The sequence below is a fragment of the Kocuria flava genome, from assembly GCF_001482365.1.
Classification (GTDB): Bacteria; Actinomycetota; Actinomycetes; order Actinomycetales; family Micrococcaceae; genus Kocuria; species Kocuria flava.
In genome coordinates this window covers 449,302-474,261 of the sequence record NZ_CP013254.1, presented here as the reverse complement: position 1 = coordinate 474,261, position 24,960 = coordinate 449,302, and the positions used below count along the sequence as shown (strand labels likewise).

At 72.2% G+C, this 24,960-nt stretch carries 23 protein-coding genes; 9 read left to right on the top strand and 14 right to left on the bottom strand.

What is annotated here, in order from left to right:
• Positions 1-18 precede the first annotated feature (18 nt).
• Positions 19-1,416: an MFS transporter gene (locus tag AS188_RS02210; protein ID WP_058857469.1), complete on the bottom strand. Its 1,398-nt coding sequence runs from the start codon at positions 1,414-1,416 to the stop codon at positions 19-21.
• Positions 1,417-1,603: 187 nt separating this feature from the next.
• Between AS188_RS02210 and AS188_RS02205 the strand changes: the two genes are divergently transcribed.
• Together AS188_RS02205 and AS188_RS02200 are read left to right on the top strand one after the other, a co-directional pair.
• Positions 1,604-2,503, top strand: coding sequence for a LysR family transcriptional regulator (locus AS188_RS02205; RefSeq protein ID WP_058857468.1), 900 nt, complete (start codon positions 1,604-1,606; stop codon positions 2,501-2,503).
• An 85-nt stretch (positions 2,504-2,588) separates the two neighbouring features.
• Complete coding sequence (locus AS188_RS02200; RefSeq protein ID WP_058857467.1) at positions 2,589-3,665, top strand: aldo/keto reductase; 1,077 nt, start codon at positions 2,589-2,591, stop codon at positions 3,663-3,665.
• Positions 3,666-3,675: 10 nt separating this feature from the next.
• On the opposite strand, the gene AS188_RS02195 is transcribed toward AS188_RS02200, so the two are convergent.
• The 4 genes from AS188_RS02195 to AS188_RS02180 form a co-directional block, all read right to left on the bottom strand.
• Positions 3,676-5,235, bottom strand: a complete 1,560-nt coding sequence (locus AS188_RS02195; RefSeq protein ID WP_058857466.1) for a NupC/NupG family nucleoside CNT transporter — start codon at positions 5,233-5,235, stop codon at positions 3,676-3,678.
• Between the two features lie 258 nt (positions 5,236-5,493).
• Complete coding sequence (locus AS188_RS02190) at positions 5,494-6,228, bottom strand: hypothetical protein (RefSeq protein ID WP_058857465.1); 735 nt, start codon at positions 6,226-6,228, stop codon at positions 5,494-5,496.
• Positions 6,225-7,145 (bottom strand): ABC transporter ATP-binding protein, encoded by a 921-nt coding sequence (locus AS188_RS02185; protein ID WP_058857464.1) that lies wholly within the window; start codon positions 7,143-7,145, stop codon positions 6,225-6,227. The genes AS188_RS02190 and AS188_RS02185 overlap by 4 nt, the downstream gene beginning before the upstream one ends.
• Positions 7,146-7,184: 39 nt before the next feature.
• Positions 7,185-7,553, bottom strand: a complete 369-nt coding sequence (locus AS188_RS02180) for a GntR family transcriptional regulator (protein ID WP_058857463.1) — start codon at positions 7,551-7,553, stop codon at positions 7,185-7,187.
• 170 nt (positions 7,554-7,723) lie between these two features.
• On the opposite strand from AS188_RS02180, the gene AS188_RS02175 reads away from it, so the two are divergent.
• Together AS188_RS02175 and AS188_RS16325 are read left to right on the top strand one after the other, a co-directional pair.
• Positions 7,724-8,839: a zinc-binding dehydrogenase gene (locus tag AS188_RS02175; protein WP_058857462.1), complete on the top strand. Its 1,116-nt coding sequence runs from the start codon at positions 7,724-7,726 to the stop codon at positions 8,837-8,839.
• A gap of 101 nt (positions 8,840-8,940) precedes the next feature.
• On the top strand, positions 8,941-9,885 hold the full coding sequence (locus tag AS188_RS16325; protein ID WP_236945029.1) for an HNH endonuclease: 945 nt from the start codon (positions 8,941-8,943) through the stop codon (positions 9,883-9,885).
• Positions 9,886-10,318: 433 nt separating this feature from the next.
• On the opposite strand, the gene AS188_RS16320 is transcribed toward AS188_RS16325, so the two are convergent.
• The 6 genes from AS188_RS16320 to AS188_RS02140 all read right to left on the bottom strand — a co-directional run bounded on the left by AS188_RS16320 (position 10,319) and on the right by AS188_RS02140 (position 17,728).
• Positions 10,319-11,127 (bottom strand): IS5 family transposase gene (locus AS188_RS16320; RefSeq protein ID WP_371212492.1). Its coding sequence is split into 2 segments (ribosomal slippage): positions 10,319-10,806 and positions 10,806-11,127, totalling 810 coding nucleotides; the frame shifts between segments, so codons are not numbered across the junction.
• A 191-nt stretch (positions 11,128-11,318) separates the two neighbouring features.
• Positions 11,319-12,815: an amino acid permease gene (locus AS188_RS02160; protein WP_058857461.1), complete on the bottom strand. Its 1,497-nt coding sequence runs from the start codon at positions 12,813-12,815 to the stop codon at positions 11,319-11,321.
• A 74-nt stretch (positions 12,816-12,889) separates the two neighbouring features.
• Positions 12,890-14,305: an aldehyde dehydrogenase family protein gene (locus AS188_RS02155; RefSeq protein WP_058857460.1), complete on the bottom strand. Its 1,416-nt coding sequence runs from the start codon at positions 14,303-14,305 to the stop codon at positions 12,890-12,892.
• Between the two features lie 236 nt (positions 14,306-14,541).
• A complete protein-coding gene (locus AS188_RS02150) occupies positions 14,542-15,615 on the bottom strand; it encodes a threonine aldolase family protein (RefSeq protein WP_058857459.1) in 1,074 nt (357 codons plus the stop codon).
• 1 nt (position 15,616) lies between these two features.
• Entirely contained in the window at positions 15,617-16,294 is a 678-nt protein-coding gene (locus AS188_RS02145; protein ID WP_058857458.1) for an SDR family NAD(P)-dependent oxidoreductase, read from the bottom strand.
• 3 nt (positions 16,295-16,297) lie between these two features.
• Entirely contained in the window at positions 16,298-17,728 is a 1,431-nt protein-coding gene (locus AS188_RS02140) for a DUF6421 family protein (protein WP_058857457.1), read from the bottom strand.
• Positions 17,729-17,852: 124 nt separating this feature from the next.
• On the opposite strand from AS188_RS02140, the gene AS188_RS02135 reads away from it, so the two are divergent.
• The gene (locus AS188_RS02135) at positions 17,853-18,305 is read left to right on the top strand and encodes an Lrp/AsnC family transcriptional regulator (RefSeq protein ID WP_058857456.1); all 453 of its coding nucleotides are present in this window, start codon (positions 17,853-17,855) and stop codon (positions 18,303-18,305) included.
• Between the two features lie 51 nt (positions 18,306-18,356).
• On the opposite strand, the gene AS188_RS17170 is transcribed toward AS188_RS02135, so the two are convergent.
• A complete protein-coding gene (locus AS188_RS17170; RefSeq protein WP_058857455.1) occupies positions 18,357-18,719 on the bottom strand; it encodes a hypothetical protein in 363 nt (120 codons plus the stop codon).
• A 104-nt stretch (positions 18,720-18,823) separates the two neighbouring features.
• Here AS188_RS17170 and AS188_RS02125 point away from each other — a divergent pair, with 104 nt between their 5' ends.
• On the top strand, positions 18,824-20,029 hold the full coding sequence (locus AS188_RS02125; RefSeq protein ID WP_058857454.1) for a cupin domain-containing protein: 1,206 nt from the start codon (positions 18,824-18,826) through the stop codon (positions 20,027-20,029).
• A 64-nt stretch (positions 20,030-20,093) separates the two neighbouring features.
• Positions 20,094-20,936 carry a sucrase ferredoxin gene (locus AS188_RS02120; protein ID WP_083529522.1) on the top strand — a complete coding sequence of 281 codons (843 nt, stop codon included), beginning with the start codon at positions 20,094-20,096 and terminating at the stop codon, positions 20,934-20,936.
• 58 nt (positions 20,937-20,994) lie between these two features.
• On the opposite strand, the gene AS188_RS02115 is transcribed toward AS188_RS02120, so the two are convergent.
• Positions 20,995-22,248 carry a phospholipase D-like domain-containing protein gene (locus tag AS188_RS02115; protein WP_083529167.1) on the bottom strand — a complete coding sequence of 418 codons (1,254 nt, stop codon included), beginning with the start codon at positions 22,246-22,248 and terminating at the stop codon, positions 20,995-20,997.
• A gap of 120 nt (positions 22,249-22,368) precedes the next feature.
• Positions 22,369-23,490 (bottom strand): alanine dehydrogenase, encoded by a 1,122-nt coding sequence (gene ald / locus AS188_RS02110; protein WP_058857452.1) that lies wholly within the window; start codon positions 23,488-23,490, stop codon positions 22,369-22,371.
• A 121-nt stretch (positions 23,491-23,611) separates the two neighbouring features.
• Here ald and AS188_RS02105 point away from each other — a divergent pair, with 121 nt between their 5' ends.
• The gene (locus AS188_RS02105; protein ID WP_230660756.1) at positions 23,612-24,109 is read left to right on the top strand and encodes an Lrp/AsnC family transcriptional regulator; all 498 of its coding nucleotides are present in this window, start codon (positions 23,612-23,614) and stop codon (positions 24,107-24,109) included.
• Positions 24,110-24,244: 135 nt separating this feature from the next.
• Positions 24,245-24,955 carry an HNH endonuclease family protein gene (locus AS188_RS02100; protein ID WP_083529166.1) on the top strand — a complete coding sequence of 237 codons (711 nt, stop codon included), beginning with the start codon at positions 24,245-24,247 and terminating at the stop codon, positions 24,953-24,955.
• The last annotated feature ends 5 nt before the right edge of the window (positions 24,956-24,960 follow it).

Sequence of the window (24,960 nt, the reverse complement as noted above, 5' to 3'; positions counted from 1 at the left end):
GTGCGGGGTGTGCGGTGCTCAGGCCCCGGTCCCCCGCGCGGAGCGCTCCTCGGCGAGACGGCGCCGGTCCTCGGCGTCGACGTCCTGCAGGGAGATCCCCTTGGTCTCGCGGAGGGTGACCACCGCGACCAGGGTGATCGCGCAGGCGATCGCGATGTAGACCGAGATCGGCACCCAGGTGCCGAACTGGCGGAGCAGGGCGGTGGCGATGATCGGGGCCAGCGAGCCGGCGACGATCGAGGTGACCTGGTAGCCCAGGGAGACCCCGGAGTAGCGCATCCGGGTCGGGAACATCTCGGCCATGATCGCCGGCTGCCCGGCGTACATCAGGGCGTGGATCATCAGGCCCAGGGTCACGGCCGCGAGGATGACGAAGCTGTTGTCGGTGTCGAACATCGGGAAGGCGATGAAGCCCCACACCGCGCCCAGCACCGCGCCGGTCGCGTACATCGGGCGCCGGCCCACCCGGTCGGTGAAGCGGCCGACGATCGGCACCGTGATCGCGTGGATGACGTGGGCGATGAGCAGCAGCAGCAGGATCCGGCTGGTGTCGACCTCGCGCTGGGTGGAGAGGTAGGTGATCGAGAAGGTCACCACCACGTAGTAGAGGATGTTCTCCGCGAAGCGCAGGCCCATCGCGCCGAACACCCCGCGCGGGTAGCGGCGGAAGACCTCGCCCACGCCGTAGCCGGCCTTCTTCTCCTCGACGAACTCCTCCTGCGCCTCCTTGAAGATCGCCGCGTCCGTCACGTGGGTGCGGATGTAGTAGCCGATGGCCACGATGATGATCGACAGCCAGAAGCCCACGCGCCAGCCCCAGGACAGGAACGCCTCCTCCGAGAGCACGGAGGACAGGACCAGCAGCACGACGGTCGCCAGCAGGTTGCCCAGCGGCACGGCCGCCTGCGGCCACGAGGCCCAGAAGCCGCGCTCCTTGTTGGGGGAGTGCTCGGCCACGAGCAGGACCGCGCCGCCCCACTCGCCGCCCACCGCGAAGCCCTGCACGAAGCGCAGGACCACGAGCATCGCCGGGGCCCAGTAGCCCACCTGGTCGAAGCCGGGCAGGCAGCCCATGAGGAACGTGGCGATGCCGACCATCAGGATCGAGACCTGCAGCAGGTGCTTGCGCCCGTACTTGTCGCCGAAGTGGCCGAAGACGATCCCGCCCAGCGGGCGGGCGATGAAGCCCACCGCGTAGATCAGGAACGCCTTGAGGATGCCGTCCAGCGGGTTGCCGGTGTCGACGAAGAACAGCTGGCCGAAGACCAGGGTCGAGGCGGTGGCGAAGAGGAAGAACTCGTACCACTCCACGACCGTGCCGGCCATCGAGGCGGCGACGACCTTCTTCAGCCCGCCCCGGTTCTCGGGGGAGTCGTTGGGGTCGGCGCTCGCGGCGACCCGGTCCTCAGTGCTCATGGCGCCCTCCTGTGGCGGTCCGGCGTGACGGTCGTCACGACATGCTGACCCCAGTGTGGTCCGCGGTGAGCCCGGTCACAATGACCAGGAGCTCGCGTCGCCTGTGCAAAACTGCACATGCTCGGCGGAGAGGTGCATCGGCCCACGTCCCGCACTGTCCGCGCCCGACGACGACGGAGGTGGCCCCGTGACGCACGGTGCCGACGACCTGCTCCTGCTGCTCGCGGTGGTCCGTCACGGCTCCTACGCCGCGGCCGCCGGGGCGCTCGGGCTCAGCCACACGACCGTCTCCCGGCGCGTGGCCGGCCTCGAGCGCACCGTGGGCGCCCGGCTGCTCGTGCGCTCCGGGGACGTGTGGGAGCCCACCGAGCTGGGCCGGGAGTTCGTGGCCGCCGGCGAGGAGGTCGAGCTCGCCCTCGGCGCGCTGCCGCTGGGCCCCGGCGGCCGGGGGCACGCCGTGGGCGGGGTGGTGCGGATGATCACCCCCGACGGCTTTGGCGGGGTGGTGATGGGCGCGGCCGTGCGCCGGCTCATCGACGCCCACCCCGGGGTGCGGGTCGAGATGATCAACGCCGCCCGCCGGGCCCAGACCAACCCGGTGGGCATCGACCTCGAGGTCGTGGTGGGCCGGCCCGAGGTCTCGCGCAAGGAGGCCTTCCACCTCGCCGACTACTCCCTGGGCCTCTACGCCTCCCGGACCTACCTCATCTCCCACGCCCCGATCACGGACCCCGAGGACGTCCAGGAGCACCCGCTGGTCTACTTCGTCCCGTCCATGCAGGACGTCGCCGAGCTCACCGCCCCGCTGGAGCGCTTCCCGCGGATGCGCCAGGCCGTGGGGGCGACGTCGTCGGTCGTGCACGTGGAGCTCACCCGCGCCGGCGCCGGGGTCGGGCTGCTGCCGTGCTTCCTCGCCGAGCGCTGCGGGGACCTCGTGCGGCTGCTCCCCCACGAGCTGACCTTTCCCGTCTCCTACTGGGTCGTCTCCCGCACCGACCTGCTGCGCCGCCCCGCCGTGCAGGCCGTGCTGGGCGCGGTGCGCGCGGCGGTCGAGGAGATGCGCGAGGAGCTGCTCGCGGCCCCCTGAGCCCCGGGCCCTGCTGCGCCGGAGGGTCGGGGCGTAGGGTCGGGAGCGGCCCCGTTCCCGATCCCGAGCAGAGGAGCCGCACCCCATGGAGTACACCCGACTCGGCCGTTCCGGCCTGATGGTCTCGCGCCTGGCCCTGGGCACCATCCCCTTCGGCTCCGGCGGGGGGTTCGAGAAGATCGCCGGCCTCGGCCCCGACGAGGCCCGCCGCCAGCTCGACGAGGTCCTCGCCCGCGGCGTGAACTTCATCGACACCGCCAACCTCTACTCCGCCGGCGACGCCGAGCGGGTCCTGGGCGAGATCCTGGGGGCGCGCCGCGACGACGTCGTGCTCACCTCCAAGGCGCGGACTCCCACCGGGGCGGGCCCCAACGACGGCGGGGCGAGCCGCATCCACGTCACCCGGGCGGTCGAGGACAGCCTGCGCCGGCTGCGGACCGACCACCTCGACCTGCTCTACCTGCACCAGTGGGACGGGCAGACCCCGATCACCGAGACCATCGCGACCGCCAACGAGCTGATCCGGGCCGGGAAGATCCGGTACTGGGGCGTGTCCAACTACAACGGGTGGCAGCTGGCCAAGACCGTCTACGAGGCCCGGGCCGCCGGGCTCGAGGGCCCGATCGCCCACCAGGCCTACTACACGCCCGAGGCCCGCGAGATCGAGTACGAGATCATCCCCGCCGCCCGGGACCTCGGCGTCGCGACCTTCGGCTGGAGCCCCCTCGGCGAGGGCCTGCTCAACGGCAAGGTCCGCCGCGACGCGGAGACCCCGGCCGACACCCGCCAGGGCACCGGCTGGCCCGAGCCCCACGTGGTGGACCGCGAGCGTGCCTACGACCTCATCGAGCTCTTCGACGGGATCGCCCGCGAGCTGGGGTGGACGATCCCGCAGGTGGTCATCTCCTGGATCCTCGGCCGCCCCGGCATCGCCGGGACCGTGATCGCCGCCCGGCGCTTCGAGCACCTGCAGGAGGACCTCGACGCCGCCGAGCTCGAGCTGCCGCAGGAGGCCCGCGACCGGATCACGAAGGCCTCGCAGCTGCCCGCCTACTACCCGCTGTGGCACCGGCTGCTCAACGGCCAGGACCGCCCCGAGCCGGCCGAGGCGGAGTTCTGCGCGGAGCAGCGCGGCCACGTGCTCGGGGAGGACGGGGGCTGATCGCGGCCGGTCAGCCGATGAGCATGCCCGCGATCGTGGCGCTCATGAGGTTGGCCAGCGTGCCCCCGAGCACGGAGAGCAGGCCGAGCCGGGCGATGTCCGCGCGGCGGCTCGGGGCGATGCCGCCGAGGCCGCCCAGGAGGATCGCCAGGGACCCGAAGTTCGCGAAGCCGGTCAGGGCGAAGGTGACGATGGCCTGGGCCTTGGGGGAGTAGTCCTCGATCTGCGGGGCGAAGTCGGCGAACGCGACGAACTCGTTGAGCACGAGCTTCTGGCCGAGGAAGCTGCCGGCGTCCAGGGCCTCGGCCCAGGGCACCCCGACCGCGAACATCACCGGGGCGAAGACGTACCCGAAGAGCTGCTCCAGGGTCAGCGCCTCGAGCCCGAACAGCCCGCCGACCGCGCCGAGGACGACGTTGACGAGCGCGATGAGCGAGATGAAGGCGATGAGCATCGCCCCGACGTTGAGGGCCAGGCTCAGCCCGTCGGACGCGCCGCGGGCGGCGGCGTCGATGACGTTGGCCGGCTCGTCGTCCTCGCCCGCCGCGCCGGTCGCGGGGACCGGTTCGCCGCCCGGCGTGCGGGTGGCATGGTCGGGCGCTCCGGCGCCGGCCGTCCCTCCGGCATCCCCGGGGCGGTCGGTGCCGGCGGCCCCCGCGGCGTCGCCGGGACGGGCGGCGGCGGGGGAACCGGCAGCACCGCGGCCGGCATCCGTGCGCTCCGCGGCGGGGGCGTCCGGGCGGCGGGTGAGCTCGAGGGCGGCGTAGGAAGTCGCCCCGCGCCGGGCGCCGCCGGCCAGCCACTGCCGAACGCCGCGGCGACCCGTCCGCTCCTCGTCCTCCTGCGCCGGACCGCCGGCGCCGGGGCGTGCTCCGTCGTCGTCGGCTCCGTCCGCGGAGGCCGGGGCGTCCTCGAGCGCCCCGGAGGGTACGAGGAGCTTGGCCATGAGCAGCGCGGCCGGTGCGGCCATGAACGAGGCGGCGATGAGGTACTCGAGCGGCGCGCCCAGCAGGGAGTAGCCCACGAGCACCGAGCCGGCCACGGTCGCCAGCCCGCCGCACATCACGGCGAACAGTTCCGAGCGGGACATCGCGGCCACATAGGGGCGGATGACCAGCGGCGCCTCGGTCTGGCCGACGAAGATGTTGGCGGCCGCGTTCATCGACTCCGGCGTGGAGGTGCCCAGCAGCTTCGCCAGCCCGCCGCCGATGATCTTCACGACCCACTGCAGGACGCCCAGGTGGTAGAGCACCGAGGTCAGGGCCGCGAAGAACACGATCACCGGCAGCACCTGGAAGGCGAAGACAGAGCCCTCCTCGGGCAGGACCGGGCCGAAGAGGAAGTCGATCCCAGCCCCGGAGGCGTTGATCACGGCCTGGACACCGCGGGTGACGGTCTCGAGCGCAACCCGTCCGGCCGGGACGTAGAGCACGAGCACCCCGAAGCCCACCTGCAGGGCCAGCGCCAGGGCCACGGTGCGGAAGCGGATCCTGCGGCGGTCCACCGAGAAGAGGAGGGCGATGGCGATGATCACGATCATCCCGCCGATGCCCCAGAGCAGGTCGAGCATGTGCGTCGTCCTTCCGTCGAGGCCACCCGGGCCGTGCCCTCGGTGCGCCGCCGGCCGGGTGTCGACGGCGACGCCGGCGAGCTACGGCGTACTCTAACCGGATCTCCCTGCGCTCCCCGGATCGGCCGGCCCACCGGGCGCGCCTGCCCGGGAACGCCACCGGCGGGGACGGTGGTCGTCCCCGCCGGCGGCGCTCGGTGCGTCGAGAAGTTCTCGCGGCGGGCGGCCCGAGTCAGAGGGTCCGCCGGGTCGGACGCCTCAGGCGGGCATCCTCCGCAGGGTGAGGTAGGAGCCGGCGGCGAGCAGCGCGCTCAGGCCGATGCCCCACATCGTCAGGCCCAGGGCGCCGGCCCCGGCGAGCCACTGCCCGACCTGCGGCCACGCCTGCTGCCAGGTGATCAACGCGACCACCCCGATCAGCGCCAGGCCGATCGCGAGCAGCACCAGCACGAGGACCGCGGTGCCGAAGCGCTTGAAGACGGTCGCGAACCAGAAGCCGACGATGAAGAACAGCATCGTCAGCACGAAGTACGTCAGGCCCGCGGCCAGCGGCCCGTCCGCCCAGACCCAGTCGAGGTAGGCGAAGTAGCCGTTGAACCCGTACCCGTCCGTGGCCTGCTCGACCAGCCCCAGCAGCACGAACGCCAGGGACATCCCGAGCGCGCTGACCGCCGCGGCGGCGAGGGAGCCGACGTAGAACTCCCGGCGGGTCAGGCTCATCGCCTGGGAGAAGGGGAAGGTCATGGTCATGGCCTGGACGCCGATGACCAGGAAGTACCACAGCGGGGCCTGCGAGCCGCCGCCGTACTTGGGGTCCGTGCCGCCGGCGCTGTGGATGATCGCGTGGATGAGCAGGGTGAGCACCCACGCGCCGCCGAGCACCAGGGCCGGCACCCACACGAAGGTCTGCGCGTTGACGAACTGCAGGCGCACCACGTTGAGCGTGCGGTGCCGCCCGCCGGCAGGGGCGCGGTCGGCGGTCGGGGCGGTCATCGGAGGACTCCTTCCTGGGCGGCCGCGGCGGTGGTGCCGCGGCCGGGGGCGCGGTGCTGGGTGAGGCGCACGATCAGCTGCTGCAGCGAGACGGGCGCGAGGTCCAGCCCGGCGGCGGTGAGGGCGGCGCGCTCGGCGTCGTCGAGGGCGCCCAGGAACGTCACGGAGGCCACGCGCCCGAGGCGCTCGCGGTGGATCACCTCGCGGCCGCCGACGGCGCGGTCGACCGCGGCGGCGTCCCCGACCACGGTGGTGGCCTGGGCCCGGGCCTCCTCGGTGGACTCGTCCATGAGGATCCGGCCCTCGTCGATCACGAGCACCCGCTCGATGAGGTTCGCGACCTCGTCGATGAGGTGGCTCGAGAGCAGCACCGTGCGCGGGTGCTCCGCGTAGTCGGTGAGCAGCCGGTCGTAGAAGGTCTGACGGGCGACGGCGTCGAGACCGAGGTAGGGCTCGTCGAAGAACGTGATCTCCGCGCGGGAGGCCAGGCCGATGACGACGCCGACGGCGGAGAGCTGGCCGCGTGAGAGCTTCTTGATGCAGCGCTTGAGGGGCAGCTGGAAGTCCTCGACCAGCGCCTCGGCGAGCTCCTGGTCCCACCGCGGGAAGAACATCCGGGCGGCGGCGAAGGCGTGGCGCGGCGTGGCGTCGTCGGGGTACTTCTGGCCCTCGCGCACGAAGCACATCCGGCTCAGCACGCGGGGGTTCTCGTAGGGGTGCTCGCCGAACACGCGCACCTCGCCGCTGGTGGCGAGGTTCTGCGCGGTGAGGATCGACATCGTGGTGGTCTTCCCGGCGCCGTTGCGTCCCAGGAACCCGTAGATGGTGTCCTGCTGGACGTCGAAGCTGACGTCGTCGAGGGCGAGCTTGTCCTTGTAGCGCTTCGTGAGGTTGCGGACCTCGATGACGGGTTCCATGGTGTCCTTCGATCGGCAGACGGGATGCGGAACGGGTGGTCAGGGTGCCGGCTCGGCGGCGCCGGCGCGGACGAGCTCGGCGACGTCCTCGGGTCCGAGCCCGATCCTGCGGGCCTCGGCGAGCAGCGGGCGGACGTAGCGGACGGCGAAGGCCTCGCGGCGCTCCCGCAGCAGCAGCTCGCGGGCGCCGGGGGAGACGAACATGCCGATCCCGCGGCGCTTGTGGAGCACGCCCTTGTCGACGAGCAGGTTCACCCCCTTGGCGGCGGTGGCCGGGTTGATGCGGTGGAAGGCGGCGAGCTCGTTGGTCGACGGGGCCCGATCCTCCTCGGCGAGGCTGCCGTCGACGATCGAGTCCTCGACCTGCTCGGCGATCTGCACGAACAGGGGCTTGCCTTCCTCGATCACCGGGGCCTCCTGCTTGGTCAGTTAGTTACTCCACTAATGAACCATCGGACCAGTCGTGCGTCAAGAGGCCGGCGGCAGCGGGCCGGATTGCGACACGGCCCTGCCGCTGCGGGGGAACGCCCGGCGGTAGCGTGAGCACCGTCACCCCGTCGTCGTCCCGGAGGTCCGCCGTGAAGATCCGTGGAGCCGTCCTGCACACCATGGAGGCCCCCGCCCCCTACGCCGAGTCGCGGCCGCTGGCCGTCGAGGAGCTCGAGCTCGGGGAGCCCGGGCCCACCGAGCTGCGCGTGCGGATCACCGCCGCCGGGGTGTGCCACTCCGACCTGTCCGTGGTCAACGGCAACCGGCCGCGGCCCCTGCCGATGCTGCTGGGGCACGAGGCCACCGGCGTCGTCGAGGTCCTCGGGCCCGAGGTCACCGACCTTGAGGTCGGCCAGCACGTGGTCATGGCGTTCCTGCCGCGCTGCGGGCGCTGCGCGGCCTGCCGCACCGAGGGGCTGCTGCCGTGCACGGTCGGCTCCCGCGCCAACGCCGAGGGCACCCTCATGGAGGGCGCCCGGCGCCTGAGCTCGCCCACTCGCGGGACGGTCCACCACCACCTCGGGGTCTCGGGCTTCGCGACCCACGCCGTGGTCGACCGGCGCTCGGTGGTGCCCGTGGGCGCGGACGTCCCCGCGCCCGTCGCGGCCGTGCTGGGGTGCGCGGTGCTCACCGGGGGAGGGGCCGTGATCAACGCGGCGAGGGCCACCCCCGACGACGCCGTGGCGGTGGTTGGCCTCGGCGGCGTGGGCCTGGCCGCGCTGCTGGTGGCCAAGGCGGTCGGCTGCCGCCGCGTGATCGCGGTCGACGCTCTTCCGGAGAAGCTCGGGATCGCCCAGGACTTCGGCGCCGACGAGACGCTGACCCCCGACGAGGTCGTCCAGCTCAAGGAGAAGCCGCGCGTAGTCATCGAGGCCGCCGGCCACCCCCGCGCCTTCGAGACGGCGTTCAACGCCACCGGCGTGGGCGGGGTGACCGTCACCGTGGGCCTGCCCGCCCCCGGGGCGATGTCCGAGATCGAGCCCCTGAAGCTCACCGCCGAGGCCCGCCAGGTCATCGGCAGCTACCTCGGCTCCGCCGTGCCGGCCGTCGACATCCCGAAGTACGAGCAGATGTGGCGCGACGGCGTGCTGCCGCTGGAGAAGCTGATCACCTCCCACATCCGGCTCGAGCAGATCAACGAGGCGATGGACGAGCTGGACGCGGGCCGGACGGTGCGGCAGGTGATCGAGTTCCCCGAGGCGTGAATCAAGCACTGCAGCGTGGTCATTAGGACGAAGCAGTATCGAGTGTGATGGCGTGCGCGTCCTTCGACCCTTAGGTTGGACTGGCGCCTTAGACTCCGTTTATGGCTGCCTCCCCCCGCATGACATTCGAGCACGAAATGCAATTCCGCCACGCGGCCATGGAGTGGCTAGCAATGCGCACCAATGACGGTGCTGAACCGATGTACTACCTCGATATTGAAGAATTTGAATACGAGGGTATGAAAATTCCGCTCCGTAACCGTTACAAGGGCATTTGGAAGCCCGCAATTTTTGGTGCCGCACTTTCCTTCACCACGAAATACACGAAGCCGGGTAAGGAGCGGCCGTACGAGGATGTCGTGGGCAGCGATGGACTCATGCGCTACAAATGGCGAGACGGCGGGCCGGATATTCCTGACAACCGTGCTCTGCGAGCAGCCATGGAAGCTGGTTTGCCGCTAATCTGGTTTTACGGCGTCGCTGAAGGCTTTTATCAGGCAGTCTTCCCCGTATTCCTCGTTGGTGAAGAGGCTGATGAGCAGCAGTTTATGGTTGAAGTCGCCGATATGGATCGTTTATCTGCGGATGGACAAGTCTTTTCTGAGGGGCCATCTCTGAGTGTAGTGGAGAAGCGCTACGCCGCTCGTATGGCTCGGCAGCGACTTCACCAGCCAGTGTTTCGATCTATGGTTATGAAGGCCTACGACGAGCACTGTGCCGTTTGCGCCCTACACCATGTGGAATTACTGGATGCCGCCCACATATTGCCGGATGCTCACGAGGATGGCATTGCCGCTGTGACCAATGGGATATCTTTGTGTAAAATTCACCACTCCGCCTATGACAGAAATTTCATGGGAATCCGCCCGGATTATGTCGTGGAAATTCGGGCAGATCTATTAAATGAAGTCGACGGTCCGATGCTGCGTCACGGATTGCAGGAGCGTCATGGGGAACGACTCTTATTTGTTCCCCAGCAGCGCAAAGAGCGTCCTTCGAGCGTCTTGCTGGAGGCGGCTTATCTCCGCTTTCGGGAAGCCGCATAGCAGACATGGACACCCCTTTATTTCGAATACAAATGACACAAGCGCACTCGTCTATTTGCTGTCAGGGGCAACATAAGTGGCCTTGCCGATGTGTGTGGCACCTGAGTGTTGCCTTGCGTAGCAGCCACGGCTCCATTGCAGCGGCGCACGTCCTGGCTAAGGGGGCGTGCTTTGGGTCTATGCCGGGGCGGAGATCACCACGTGGGTTGAGAGGGCCCGCATCATGGCTTCGTAGTGTTGCGGGCATCGCCCACCGACTGCCCTTTCCATCTTCTCGCCAGGTGCCTGTCGCCTGACGTCCAAGCAGGTGGGATGCGGGAAGGGAGCTGGGTCCAGCGCCTTCACGGGTAGTAGTGTCATTGCGGACAACCCCGTTGGTCGATTCGCTTAGATGTTGCCGGCTTAGTCTTCGGGCGGACGCTTAGACCTGGTCTCATAACTCTTCTACCTGACGCAGTCGGCGGAAGTTGATGAGCGTGACGGCGAGCAAGAGCAGCGGGAGCAGCGTGGCTGCAGTGCGGTCGTAACGGATCCCGAGACGCTTGAACCGCAGGACCCAGGAGATGGTGCGCTCCACGACCCAGCGGTGCCGGCCCAGGTGGGTCTTGGCCTCGATTCCGCGCCGGGCGATCCGGACCTTGATGCCTCGCCGGTGCAGGTAGCGGCGGCACCTCGGGTAGTCGTAGCCCTTGTCCGCGTGCAGCTTCTCCGGCCGGCGGCGGGGCCGCCCCGGACGCCTTCGCCGGCCACGCACACTCGGGTTGGTCTCCAGCAACGGCTCGAAGAGTTTGCTGTCGTGGACGTTTGCGGCTGAGGCCAGCACATGCAGGGGCAGCCCGGCCGCGTCGGTGAGCAGGTGGTACTTCGTCCCCGGTTTCCCGCGGTCGGTGGGGTTCGGGCCGGTCAGCTCGCCCCCCTTTTGGCACGTACGGACACCGCGTCGATACTGGCCCGCGACCAGTCGAGGATCTCCTGCTCGGAGAGCTCCTCGAGCACTGCCCGGTGCAGCTTCTCCCACACCCCGGCCCCCTGCCACTGCCTGAGCCGGCGCCAGGCGGTGTGCCCGGACCCGCAGCCCAGGGCCGGGGGCAGGTCCCGCCAACGGCACCCGGTGTGCAGCACGAACAGGATCCCCTCCAGTGCCGCCCGGTCCTCGATCCGGGGTCGCCCCCCGGGCCCTCGAGGTGGTGGCTGGGGTGGGATCAGCGGGGCGATCAGCTCCCACAGACGGTCATCGACCATCCACGACTGTGTCCTCGTCGTCATGCAGGCACTGTGGACCGTTCCCAGGCAGGTGGGCAACGACCGATCAGGTTTTGAGACCAGGTCTTAATCGTCGAGTCCCGTCTTGACGCGCGGCTCCCCACGTGAGGACGTGGGGAGCCGCGTCGTTGGTGGGGACTCGGCGGCATCGGCCGGGGCCAGGGGATCCGTCAGTCGAAGGTGCGGGTGAGGTCGGCGTCCTCGTAGCGGACCATCCTCGAGCCCGTGACCAGCCGGTGGCCGGCCCACAGGGCGAGGAAGAGGGGCAGGCCGATGTAGGCGGTGGCTGCGGCGAGCAGGTCGACCTGCCCGAGGAAGGCCTGGTAGTTCTGCCCCAGGATCACCACCGCGCACAACGCGAGGGCGATCATCGGGCCCAGCGGGAAGAAGCGGGCCTTGTAGGGCAGGTCGCCCAGGTCCTTGCCCTGGGCGGTGTAGGCCTTGCGGAAGCGGTAGTGGCTCCAGGCGATGCCCATCCACACGATGAACCCGGCCAGCCCGGAGGCCGAGACGAGCCAGACGTAGGCGGCCCCGTCCCCGATCAGGGTGGTCAGGAAGCAGGCGGCCCCGACGGTGGTGGTGGCCAGCAGGGCGTTCATCGGCACCCCGCGCCGGTTGACCTTCGCGAGGAACTTCGGCGCTTTGCCGGAGTCGGCCAGGGCCCAGAGCATGCGGGTGGAGGCGTAGAGCCCGGAGTTGCCGGCCGAGAGGATCGCGGTGAGGATCACCGCGTTCATCACCGAGGCCGCCGCCAGCACCCCGGCGTTCTCGAAGACCAGGGTGAAAGGCGAGATGGAGATGTCCTCGACCCCGGAGCCCAGCAGGTGCGGGCTGGTGTAGGGGATGAGGAACCCGACGATGGTGATCGCCCCGACGTAGAAGAGCAGGATGCGCACGAACACGGTGCGGATCGCGCGCGGGACGTTCTTCTCCGGGTCCTCGGCCTCACCGGCGGCGACACCGACGAGTTCGGTGCCCTGGAAGGAGAAGCCGGCGACCATGAAGATCGCCAGGATCCCCGCCCCGCCCCCGACGAAGGGGGCCTCCCCGGTGGTCCAGTTGTCGAACCCGGGGGATTCGCCGCCGAGGATGCCCACGATCATCAGCACGCCCAGGACGAGGAAGATCACCACGGTGGCGACCTTGATGAGGGAGAACCAGAACTCGCTCTCACCGTAGGCCCGGGTGGACAGGGCGTTGAGGCCGAAGAGGATCGCCAGGAACAGGGCCGACCAGATCCAGGAGGGGACATCGGGCAGCCAGTAGCGCATGATCAGGGCTGCGGCCACGAGTTCGGCGGCGACGGTGATCGCCCAGTTGTACCAGTAGTTCCAGCCGATGGCGAAGCCGAAGGAGGGGCTGACGAAGCGGGTGGAGTACTCCTCGAAGGCCCCGGAGACCGGCAGGTAGGTCGACATCTCGCCCAGCGACTGCATGAGCAGGAACACCATCAGCCCGATGGCGACGTAGGCGGCCAGGGCCCCGCCGGGGCCGGCGGTGGCGATGGTGTTGCCCGAGGCCACGAACAGGCCGGTGCCGATGGCACCACCCATCGCGATCATCGTCAGGTGGCGCGGTTTGAGGCTGCGCCGCAGCCGGGCGTGCGCCTCGGCGGGTGTGGGCGGTCGGGTCGGGGCGGTCGTCTGGGGCGGTGCGATGGTGTCCACGGGAACCTTTCCTCGGAGGTGGCGGGTCTGCACGCCGGGGGAGAGGGCCGGGGCGGTGCGCCCCGGCCCCGGGGTCAGTCGTTGATGTAGAGCAGGCGCTTGTTGACGAACTCGTCCATGCCCAGCGGGCCCAGCTCGCGGCCGTAGCCGGAGCGCTTGACCCCGCCGAAGGGCATGCCGGCGCCCTCGGCCTCGGCGGCGTTGACGTTGGCCATGCCGCACTCCAGCTGCTCGGCGAGCCGCCGGGCCCGCTCGGGGTCGGTGCTGAAGACCGCCCCGCCGAGGCCGTAGGGGGTGTCGTTGGCCAGGGCGAGCGCCGCGTCGTCGTCGTCGGCCCGGTAGACCACCGCGACGGGACCGAAGAGCTCCTGGTGGTGGGCGGCCGTCTCCGGGGTGACGCCGGTGAGCACGGCCGGGGCGAGGTAGGCCCCGGGGCCCTCGGCGAGGGTCCCGCCGGTGTGCAGGGTCGCGCCGGCCTCGACGGCCTCGCGGAGCTGGGCGGCCAGGGCCTCGGCGGCGGCGCGGGAGGCCATCGGGGCGTAGGTGTCCGGGGCCTCCACGGACGGGTCGCCGGGCACCAGCGCGGCGGCGGCGCGGGTCAGCTCGGCGACGAACTCCTCGAAGATGTCCGCGGAGACGATCATGCGCTTGTTGGAGTTGCAGGCCTGGCCGGTGTTGCCCAGCCGGGTGGCGAGGGCGGCCCGGGCGGAGGCGACGACGTCGTCGGTGTCGAGCACCACGTAGGGGTCGGACCCGCCCAGCTCCAGCACGGCCTTCTTCAGGTGCCGCCCGGCCAGCGCCCCGACCGCCGCCCCGGCCCGCTCGGAGCCGGTCAGGGACACGCCCTGCACGCGGGGGTCGGCGATGACGTCCTCGATCTGGGCGTGGGTGGCGAAGAGGGTGCGGTAGACGCCGGCGGGCACCCCGGCGTCGTCGAGCAGCCGCTGGAGGGCCAGCGCCGAGCGCGGGCAGGACTCGGCGTGCTTGAGCAGGACGGTGTTGCCGAGCACGAGGTTGGGGGCGGCGAAGCGGGCCACCTGGTAGTAGGGGTAGTTCCACGGCATGATCCCCAGCAGCACCCCGACCGGGCGCCGCTGGAGCACCGCCCGGCCCGTCCCGTGCGGGGTGGGCAGGGGCTGGTCGGCGGCCAGGTCCGGGCCGTGCTCGGCGAAGTAGGCGAAGATCTCGGCGCAGAACTGCGCCTCCTCGCGGGCCTCGCTCAGCGGCTTGCCCATCTCCTGGGTGGCGATCGCGGCGAGCTCGTCGGCGCGCTCGGCGAAGAGCTCCCCGACCCGGGCGGCGACGGCGGCCCGCTCCCGGATCGGGCGGGCGCGCCAGGCGCGGAAGCCGGTCTCGGCGGCGGTCAGGGCGTCCTCGACCTCGGCGTCGGTGGCGGTGGGGACCTCGGCGACGAGCTCGCCGGTGGCGGGATCGACGGACCGGTAGGCGGAGCGGCCGGTGCGGGCGGACAGGGACGGGGCGGCGGTCATGGTGCGGTTCTCCTTCGGGCAGGGGAGGGCGTTCGAGCAGGAACGGGCGTAGACAGGGCCGGGTACGGGTGCGGCACTCCCGGTGCGGAGCGGCCGGGGGAGTGCGCCGCGAAGGATCGGGCTGCCGGCGCGCGAGGGTGTGCTCGGCCGGCGGGGGCAGGATCCTGCCCCCGCGGGCACGGCGGGAGGGGACGGGCGATCGCCCGGCGGGACGGGGCCGGCGGCGCCCGGCGGGCTCAGCCGACCGGGACGAGCTCCGCGCGCAGGGCGGCCACGAAGGCGTCGACGTCCTGCTCGGTGGTGTCGAAGCTGCACACCCAGCGGACCTCGCCCGTGGCGGGGTCCCAGTCGTAGAAGCGGAAGCGCTGCCGGAGCCGGTCGGCGATGCCGGCGGGCAGGGTCGCGAAGACGGCGTTGACCCGGGTCTCCTGGGCGAAGGCCACCCCGGGCATCGACCCGTCGGCGAGCCCGGCCTCGATGCCCGCGCGCAGGCGCCGGGCCATCGCGTTCGCGTGCCCCGCACTGCGCAGGTACAGGTCCCCGTCGTAGAGGGCCAGCAGCTGCGCCGAGACGAAGCGCATCTTCGAGGCCAGCTGCATCTGGTGCTTGCGCAGGTAGACCAGCCCCTGCGAGGCGGACGGGTTCAGCACCACCACGGCCTCGGCGGCGAGGGCCCCGTTCTTGGTCCCGCCCAGGGAGAGCACGTCGATCCCGGCGTCGGTCGTGAACGCGCGCAGGGGCAGGTCCAGGGCGGCCGCCGCGTTGGCCAGCCGTGCCCCGTCCAGGAACACGGACATCCCGCGGGCGTGGGCGTAGTCGGTGATCGCCCGCAGCTCCTCCGGGGTGTAGAGGGTGCCGAGCTCGGTGGACTGGGTGAGGTAGACGACCAGCGGCTGGGCGCGGTGCTCGTCCCCCCAGCCCCAGGCCTCGGCGGCGATGAGCTCGGGGGTGAGCTTGCCGTCGTCGGTGGGGACGGGCAGCAGCTTGAGCCCGGCGGACTTCTCGGGCGCCCCGCCCTCGTCGACGTGGATGTGGGCGGTGGCCGCGCAGATCACCGCGCCCCAGCGCGGGAGCATCGACTGGAGGCCGACGACGTTGGCGCCCGTCCCGTTGAACACCGGCCACACCGAGGCACTCTCGCCGAAGTGGCGGGCGACCACCTCCTGCAGCCGCGCCGTGTAGACGTCCTCGCCGTAGGCGACCTGGTGGCCGCCGTTGGCCTCGGCCAGGGCCTCGAGCACCTCCGGGTGGACCCCGGAGTAGTTGTCCGAGGCGAACCCGCGCACCTGCGGGTCGTGGATGGTCTGCATGTCAGTCGGTTCCCTTCTCCTGGATCGTCAGGATCGAGTCGTTGAGCTCCGCCGGGTCGGCGGCCCACAGCTGTGCGAAATCCTCGGCGAGGCGGTCCTCCAGCCCGGCCAGGGCCTTCACCCGGAGGACCACCGCGGCGGCGCGCAGCGGCTCGCCGGCCTCGCGGGCGGCCTTCGCCCAGCCCTGGGCCACGGCCCGGGTCCAGGCCTCGCCCGCGGCCTTGACCGCGGCGTAGTTCGCCCCGCCCGCCAGTGGCCGGGCCACCGCGGTCGAGGAGACGATCGCCAGCCGTCCCGCCGGCGAGGCCCGCAGGTCGTCGTCGAGGGCCCGGCTCAGGTGCCGCAGCGCGGTGAAGGAGGCCTCGAGCGCGCGGTAGTCCTCCTCCGTCTGCCCGGCCAGCCCGCCGCCGCCGCGCCAGCCGCCGACGAGGTGCAGCAGCCCGTCGACAGTGAGCCCGCGCTCGTGCAGCCGGCGGACGAGCGCGCGCACGGCCTGCTCGTCGGTCGGGTCGAGGACCTCGGTCTCCGCGCCCAGGGCCGCGAGGGGCTCCAGTTTCTCCGCGCTGCGCCCCGTGGCGACGACGCGGGCCCCTCGCGCGAGCAGGGTCCGCGCCGCCGCCCGACCGGACGCACTGGTGGCGCCCGCGAGCAGGACGGTGCGTCCGGTCAGCTCCGGCATCGCTCAGGCGTCCGTGGCGCGGATGCCGGCCGTGGACTCGATGACGCCCTTGAGCTTCTTCCCGAGCGCCTCGAAGAACATCGACAGCGGGAACTCGTCGTCGAGCACGAGGTCCGTGTAGCCCCGGGGCGGCCCGGCGAGCACCTCACGGGGCAGGCCCTGCGCCCACGCCGAGGCCGGGTGCGGGGGGACCACGGAGGCGATCAGCTCGTAGGCCTTCAGCCAGTGCACCGTCTTGGGGCGGTCGATGGACTCCCAGTAGAGCCGGTCGATCGCCTCGCCCAGCTCGACGACGGCGTCCGCGACCCGCTCCCAGTCGACGCTGAGCTCGACGTCGCGCCACTGCAGCACGTGCTTGCGGTGCAGCCAGGCGAACAGCAGCTGCCCGCCGAGCCCGTCGTAGTTGCGCACCCGGGACCCGGTGAGGGCGAAGCGGAAGACCCGGTCGAAGAGCACCGCGTACTGCACGAGCTTCGCGTGCCGGCGCGTCTGCTCCTCGAGTCCGGACAGCTGCTCGCCGGCCGCCGCGCGGGCGGTGAGGGTCCGCTCGATGGTCACCGACTCGCGGAACGCGGTCAGGTCGCAGCGCAGCTCCTCGAGGGTGTAGAGGAAGAACGGCATCCGCTGCTTGATCATGAACGGGTCGAAGGGCAGGTCCCCGCGCATGTGCGTGCGGTCGTGGATGAGGTCCCACATCACGAAGGTCTTCTCGGCGAGGTCCTGGTCGGTCAGCAGCGCCGCCGCGTCCTCGGGCAGCTCCAGCTTCGTGATGCCGGCGGCCGCGGTGACCACGCGGCGGTAGCGGGCCGCCTCGCGGTCCTGGAAGATCGCCCCCCACGTGAACGCCGGGACCTCCCGCACGGCCACCGTCTCGGGGAACAGCACCGCGGAGTTCGTGTCGTAGCCCGGGGTGAAGTCGATCAGCCGCAGGGACAGGAAGAGCTTGTTGCCGTAGTCGCCGGCCTCGAGCGCCGCGATGAACTCCGGCCAGATCGCCTCGACGACCAGGGCCTCGACGTGCCGGTCCGCCGACCCGTTCTGGGTGAGCATCGGGAAGATCACGAGGTGGCGGATCCCGTCGACGCGGTGCTCCTGCGGCCGGAACGCCACGAGGGAGTCGAGGAAGTCCGGCACGCCGAAGCCGCCCTCGGCCCAGCGGTCGAAGTCGCGGGGCAGGGCCGCCAGGTAGGCGGCGTCGTGCGGGAACAGCGGGGCGAGCTCGGCGACCGCGGCCGTGATGACCGCGACGTGCTCGCGGGCGGCCGGGTGGTCGGCGGGGTCGGGGACCGAGCCGTCCTTGACCTGCAGGCCCTGCAGCGCGGTGGCCGCCGCCTTCAGACGCAGCCAGGCCGGGTGCGTCTCCACGGTGCGGGCGTCCTCGACGACCTCAGGTTCGCCGATGATGGCCTGCACCGCCTGCAGAGACGTGGACATTGAAACCCTCCTGTCGTCGAGTCAACGGAAATTTTCCGGTGATCGGGATCACGCACAGGAACATTCACACGTGGGGGAGGGGGTGTCAACCCCTCCGGCGCGAGCAGCTGATAGCGTTCGGCCCATGGACGACCCCGTGGACGTGCGACTGGCAACCGAGGTGTCCCACGACCCGCGGGCCACCCTCGCCCAGCTCTCCGAGCGGATCGGGCTCTCGACCTCGGCCGTGCAGGCGCGCCTGCGCAAGCTCGAGAGCAGCGGGGTGATCACCGGCTACCAGGCGATCCTCGACCCCGAGACCATCGGCAAGCCGCTCGCGGCGTTCATCGAGATCACCCCCCTGGACCCGCGCCAGCCGGACAACGCGCCCGAGCTGCTGGAGCCGATCAGCGCGATCGAGGCCTGCCACTCGGTGGCCGGGGACGCCGCCTACATGCTCTTCGTCCGGGTGGCCTCGCCGAAGGCGCTCGAGGCCCTCGTCAACGAGGTGCGCCACGTGGCCTCCGTGAAGACCCGCACGACCGTGGTGCTGCAGACCTTCTACGAGCACCGGCCGATGCTGCCCGCCGAGGGCTGAGCTGTTCCCTCGCCCGCGCCGCGCGGATAGCCTCGAGGTGGGCGGTGCCGCTCACGGACCGCCCGTCCTGGCGGCCGGCCGGTGACGGCCCGGCCGCCCGAACTCGAGGAGGCCGGCATGAGCGATGCACAGCAGGATCCGAACCAGCAGGAGGGACCCGCCGACGGCGGTGCCTTCGGCGCCCCGGGGGCCCACGACGGCGGAGCGGACGGCGGCGCCGACGGCGGCGCCGAGGGCCCGGCCGACGGCGGGGCGGCGGGCGTCCCGGGCGTTCACGACGGCGGTGCCGACGGCGGTGCCGAGGGCCCGGCCGACGGCGGCGCCGCGGGTGTCCCGGGTGTCCACGACGGCGGTGCCGACGGTGGTGCCGAGGGCCCCGCGGACGGCGGCGCCGCGGGTGTCCCGGGTGTCCACGACGGCGGTGTCGACGGTGGGGCGGACGGTGGTGCCGACGGCGGCGCGGACGGCGGCGCGGACGGCGGCGCCGACGGAGAAGCCGGAGCACGAGGCCTCTGAGCGTGGACCGTCTCCCCACCGACGGGCAGGACCCCGGAGCCCCTGACGGCTCCGGGGTCCTGGAGACCCGTCTGATCGACATCGGCCGGGAGCGGTTCGTCCGCGAGGTCTGGGGCCGGGAACCGCTGCTCACCCGCAGGGTCGAGGGCTTCGCCGACCTGTTCTCCGCCGGGGCCGTCGACGAGCTGATCTCGCGCCGCGGGCTGCGCACGCCCTTCCTGCGCGTGGCCAAGGACGGCTCGACGTTCCCCGACGCCTCCTTCACCGCGCCGGCCGGCGTCGGCGCCACCATTGCGGATCAGCTCGACGACACCGCGCTGTGGCGGCAGTTCGCCGACGGTGCCACGCTGGTGCTGCAGGCCCTGCACCGCACGTGGGAGCCGGTCGCGGCCTTCAGTGCGGCGCTGAGCGGCGAGCTCGGGCACCCGGTGCAGGCCAACGCCTACGTCACCCCGCCGCAGAACCGCGGGTTCGACGACCACTACGACGTCCACGACGTCTTCGTCCTGCAGATCGAGGGGACCAAGCGCTGGGTCCTCCACGAGCCGGTGCACCCGGACCCGCTGCGGGACCAGCCGTGGACCGGCCGCCGCGCCGCCGTGGCCGAGGCCGCGAAGGGCCGGGCGCACCTCGACGTCGTGCTCGAGCCCGGCGACGCCCTCTACCTGCCGCGCGGCTGGCTGCACGCGGCTCAGGCGCAGGGGGCGGTCTCCGTCCACCTCACGCTCGGGATCCACACGTGGACCCGCCACGGCCTCGCCGAGCACCTCGTCCAGGAGGCACTGGCGCTGCTGGCCGAGGACCCCGCGATGCGCCGGTCGCTGCCCCTGGGCGTGGACGGGCCGGGCGGGGAGCTCGAGACCGTCCGGGAGCGGCTGGTCGCCGCGCTCGCCGAGGCCGATCCCGCCCCGCGGTTCCACCGCACCCGGCGCGGCCAGGGGCGCCCGGCCCCGCTGGGGCCGCTGGCCCAGCTCGCGGCCGTCCAGGACCTGGGCCCCGGATCCCCCGTGCGGCTGCGCGGTGCCCTGGAGGCACGGCTGGAGGGCCCGCGCCTGAGCACGCGCGTGGGGTGGCTCGACCTCCCGGAGGCCGACCTGCCCGCCGTCGCGCGCCTGCTCGACGGCGGGGTCCGCACCGCCGGTGAGCTGGGCGTGGAACTCGCCGAACGACTGCTGCGCGCGGGCGTGCTCGTGCCCGCCGCCCCGTGACGGCGCCGTGACGGCCGGGGAGCGCTTCTTCTGCGCCGAGGCCGCCCGGGAGCGCGGGGACCCGATGGCGGGCACGGCCCTGCGCGGGCTGGCCTGGGTCCTGGTCGAGCACCGGGGCGGCTGGCCGGTGAACGGGTTCGACGGCCTCGAGCTCGAGCCGGGGACCAAGGCCCGCGTGGTCGCCGCCGCCCAGGCCGCGGGCGCCCGGATCCTCCTGGTCCGGCGCCACGGCCGCCGCCGGCACGAGGAGGGCCCCGCCCGGTGGGCCGTGCTGCGCCACGACGGCTCCGGCGGCGGCCGCCAGCACTGGGGCACGTGGCGGCGCGACGAGGACCTGGCGGGCATCGCCGCCGCCCTGGACGGCCCCGGGGAGAGCGGCCGTCCGCCGGTGGTGCTGGTCTGCGCGCACGGTCAGCACGATCCCTGCTGCGCGGTGCGCGGCCGTCCCGTGGCGCAGGCCCTGGACGAGCGCTGGCCGGAGCTGGTCTGGGAGTGCTCGCACGTCGGGGGTGACCGGTTCGCCCCCAACGTCGTCGTCGTCCCCGACGGCGTCTACTACGGGGGCCTCGACGCGCCGTCCTCCGTCGCCACGGTTGCGGAGCACCTCGCCGGCCGGGTCGGCGCGGCGCACCTGCGCGGGTACACCGATCTCTACCCGCCGCAGCAGGCCGCGGTGGCGGCCGTGCTCGGACGCTTCGGCCCGGCCGGCCGCCACGACTGGGCGGTGACCGGGACCGCCCGCGACGGCGACCGCTGGTGGATCCGCCTCACCGGGCTCCCGCCGCGGCCGGGCCTCGTCGAGGTCGAGCTGTGCTCCCGGGCCGCCCCGCCGCACCGGCTGACCTGCCGCGGGGCGGCCCCGAGCTCGGCCCGGGTCTACGAGCTCACCGCGCTGCGCGTCCTCTGACGGGCCGGGCGGTCAGGGGCCTTCGGCCCGGATGCCGCAGCAGGAGGCGCCTCCGGGGTCAGAGGAACCGCCACAGCGGCCGCAGGACGACCTCCGCGAAGCGGGCGGCGGGGTTGCGGCGGTCCCACTCCTCGGCGGTGAGCGTCCGGCAGTTCTCGCTGTCGGCGGCGAAGATCCGCTCCATGTCCTCGGCGAAGGCGGAGTCGTGGATCTCGAGGGTCGTCTCGTAGTTGAAGCCCAGGCTCAGGCGGTCGATGTTGGCGGTGCCCACGAGCGACCACTGGCCGTCGACGGTCACCGTCTTCGCGTGGATCATCGCGTTGCGGTAGAGCAGCAGCGTGATGTCCTCGGCCAGCAGCGCCGAGTAGAAGCCGCGGGCCAGCCAGTCGGCGAGGACGTGGTTGGAGTTCTCCGGGATGATCACCCGCACGTCCACGCCCCGGCGGGAGGCCTCGACCAGCGCCTCGAGGATCTGCTGGTCGGGGATGAAGTACGCCGTGGTGAGGTGGATGTGGTGCCTCGCGCGGTGGATCGCGTCGAGGTAGACGCTGCGGATCGGGTAGACCAGGCTCGCCGGGATGTTGTTGACCGCGTGCACCCGGGAGTCCCACTCACCGGGGCTCAGGTGCGGCAGCCGGTCCGGCCGGTGGCCCGAGGAGTGGTTCCACACGGCGGTGAAGGAGTGGCCGAGCTCCATGGCCGAGGGGCCGGTGAGGCGCACGTGGGTGTCGCGCCACTGCGTCGCGTAGAGGTCGCCGATGTTGTAGCCGCCCACGAACCCGACCTCGTCGTCGACCACGAGCAGCTTGCGGTGGGTCAGCCCCGAGGCCTGCAGCGGGGTGAGCAGCCGGCGCACGTGCACCGCGGGGAAGCGGTAGACGTGCACGTCCGGGTGGAACGCGTAGAAGGAGCGGGGCACCACGAGGTTGCCGAAGCCGTCGTAGACCACGTAGACCTCGACCCCGCGCTCGGCGGCCTCGTTGAGGGCGTCGCGGAAGGCGGTGCCGACCTCGTCGTCCTTCCACAGGTAGGTCTCGAGCAGGATGCGCTGCTGCGCGCCGCGGATCGCGGCGAGCATGTCCCGGTAGAGGTCCTCGCCGTAGGTGTAGGCGGTGGTGCCGGTCCCGGCGACCTCCCCCTCGAAGGTGCCCGGGCGGGGGAAGCCGCTGCGCCGGACGCGCTGCTGACGCTTGATCGCGTCGGCGCCGATCAGGGTGACGACGACGGCGGCCTGCACCGCGGCGAAGCCGGCCGCCGAGCGCAGGACGAGCGTGCGGAGGAGGTGGGGGTCCGCTGCGGGGGAGGGGCTCATCCGCGAAGCCTATCCACCGGGGCTGGGCGCTTCCCGGGACGGCCCGCCGTCGTCGCACGGCCGGCCGTCCCGGAAGGAGCCCGGACACCGAGGGGCCGGGGCCCGGCCTGACCCGGGGCCTCAGGCGGCGCGGACGAGCTCCGCCCGGTCGGTGTACTCGAGCCCGTGGGCCTCGCTCACCGAGCGGTGGGTGACCCGCCCGGCGTGGACGTTGAGCCCGGCGGCCAGGGCCGGGTCGGCGGCCAGCGCGGCTTCGGCGCCCTTGTCGGCCAGGGCCACGGCGTAGGGGAGGGTGACGTTGGTCAGCGCGTAGGTGGAGGTGTTCGGCACGGCCCCGGGCATGTTGGCCACGCAGTAGAAGACCGTGTCGTGGACGCGGAAGGTCGGGTCCTCGTGGGTCGTGGGGCGGGAGTCGGCGAAGCACCCGCCCTGGTCCACGGCGATGTCCACGAGCACGCTGCCGGGCGTCATCGCCGCGACCATCGCACTGCTCACCAGCTTCGGGGCCCGCGCCCCGGGGATCAGCACGGAGCCGACGACGAGGTCGGCCTCGGTCACGGCGCGCTCGACCTCCAGGGCGTTGGAGGCGATCGTCCGCAGGCGCCCGGCGTACTGCGCGTCGAGGGCGCGCAGCCGGTCCACGTTGATGTCGAGGATGCTCACGTCCGCGCCCAGGCCCACGGCCATCGCGGCGGCGTTGGTGCCGGCCACGCCGGCGCCCAGGACGGTGACCTTCGCCGGGCGGACCCCGGGCACCCCGCCCAGCAGCACGCCCTTGCCCCCGGCCGGGGCGGTGAGGGCCGCGGCCCCGGCCTGCACGGCCAGGCGCCCGGCGACCTCGCTCATGGGGGCCAGCAGGGGCAGGCGGCGGTCGGCGGTCTGGACCGTCTCGTAGGCGATCGCGGTGACCCCGGCCTCCAGCAGGGCGGCCGTCAGCTCGGGCTCGGCGGCCAGGTGCAGGTAGGTGAACAGCACCAGGCCCTCGCGGAAGCGGTGGTACTCGGCGGCCACCGGCTCCTTGACCTTCAGGATCATGTCCGCCCGGGCCCACAGCTCGTCCGCGTCGGCGACGATCTGCGCGCCGGCGGCGGTGTAGGCGTCGTCGTCGATCCCGGACCCGGTCCCGGCGCCGGCCTCGACGAGGACCTCGTGGCCGTGGGCGACCAGCTCGTGCACGCCCGAGGCGGTGATGGCCACCCGGTACTCGTTGTTCTTCACTTCGCGGGGAACGGAGACGATCATGGCGGGGCCTTCCGAAGAAACGGTGGTTCGGTGGGAAAAACCTACGCTTTCTTCCCCGGGTACGCAGTAGAATCGAAGATCATTCGGCACATGCCGCAGAACCGGCAGAACGGAAGGAAATGTGACGCATCCCACACCGCGTCCACCGCAGGATCTGCGGCCGGCCCACCAGCTCGACGACCTCGACCTGCGCCTGCTCGGGCTGCTGCGCGAGAACGCCCGGGCCACCAATCAGGCCCTCAGTGAGGCCCTCGGGGTGGCGCCGTCCACGTGCCTGGCCCGGACGAAGGCGCTGCAGCGGGCCGGGGTGATCCGCCGCTTCACGGTCGAGGTCGAGCCCAAGGCCCTGGGCCAGACCATCGAGGCGCTCATCAGCGTGCGGCTGCGTCCCGGGGCCCGGCAGCAGATGGCCGCCTTCGGGGAGTCGCTGAAGACGGTCCCCGAGGTCTCGCAGTACTTCTTCCTGGGCGGGGTCGACGACTTCCTCATCCACGTCCGGGTGCGCGACACCGAGCACATCCGCCAGTTCGTGATCGAGCACCTGTCCTCGAACCCGGTCGTGGCCGCGACCCAGACCAGCCTCGTGTTCGAGCACGTGCCCGGCCCGCAGGGGCTGTGAGCGGACGGGCCCGCCGTCGGCCGGGAGACTGTCCCCAGAAGTGCGAGCATGACACAGTGCATGCATTTGCATTTGTAATGCCAGGATGAGGGTACGCCCCCGACGGCGCTCCACCCCCCATCCTGGAGGCCCCCGATGTTCCTCGGACTGCTGTCCCCTGCTCGCACCCGCTCCGCCGGTTCCCCCGCCGGCCCGCTCCGGGCGGCCGCCGCCTCCGCGGTCGTGGCGGGACTGGTGCTCCTCGGCGGCGCCGTGCCCGCCGAGGCGGCGTCCACCTACAGCGCCCCGTTGCGCACCGCGGTGAAGTCCCTGCCCGTGGCCGCGGAGAACAACGCCGGCTACGACCGCGACCGGCAGTTCGGGACCTGGAACGACGCCGACCGGGACTGCCGGAACACCCGCGCCGAGGTGCTGCAGAACGAGACCCGGGCGTCCCTCACCTTCACCACCGCCAAGCGGTGCACCGTCCGGAGCGGGCGCTGGGTCACCAGCTGGGACGGGCGGACCCACACCTCGGCCACCACCGTGCAGATCGACCACACCGTGCCCGTCCACGAGGCCTGGGGCTCCGGCGCCCGGTACTGGACGAAGGCGAAGCGCGTGGCCTTCTACAACGACCTCGGCGACTCCCGCACGCTCAGCGCCCAGACCTCCGCCCTGAACTCCGCCAAGCAGGCCCGCGGCCCGGAGCAGTGGATGCCGCCGCGCCACCGCTGCGGCTACGTCGGGGAGTGGGTCGCGGTGAAGATCCGCTGGGGCCTGAAGGTCGACAGCGCCGAGAAGGCCGCCCTCACCCGGATCGCCGCGTCCTGCCCCAACGTGGGCCTCACCGTGCGCAAGGCCTGAGCCGC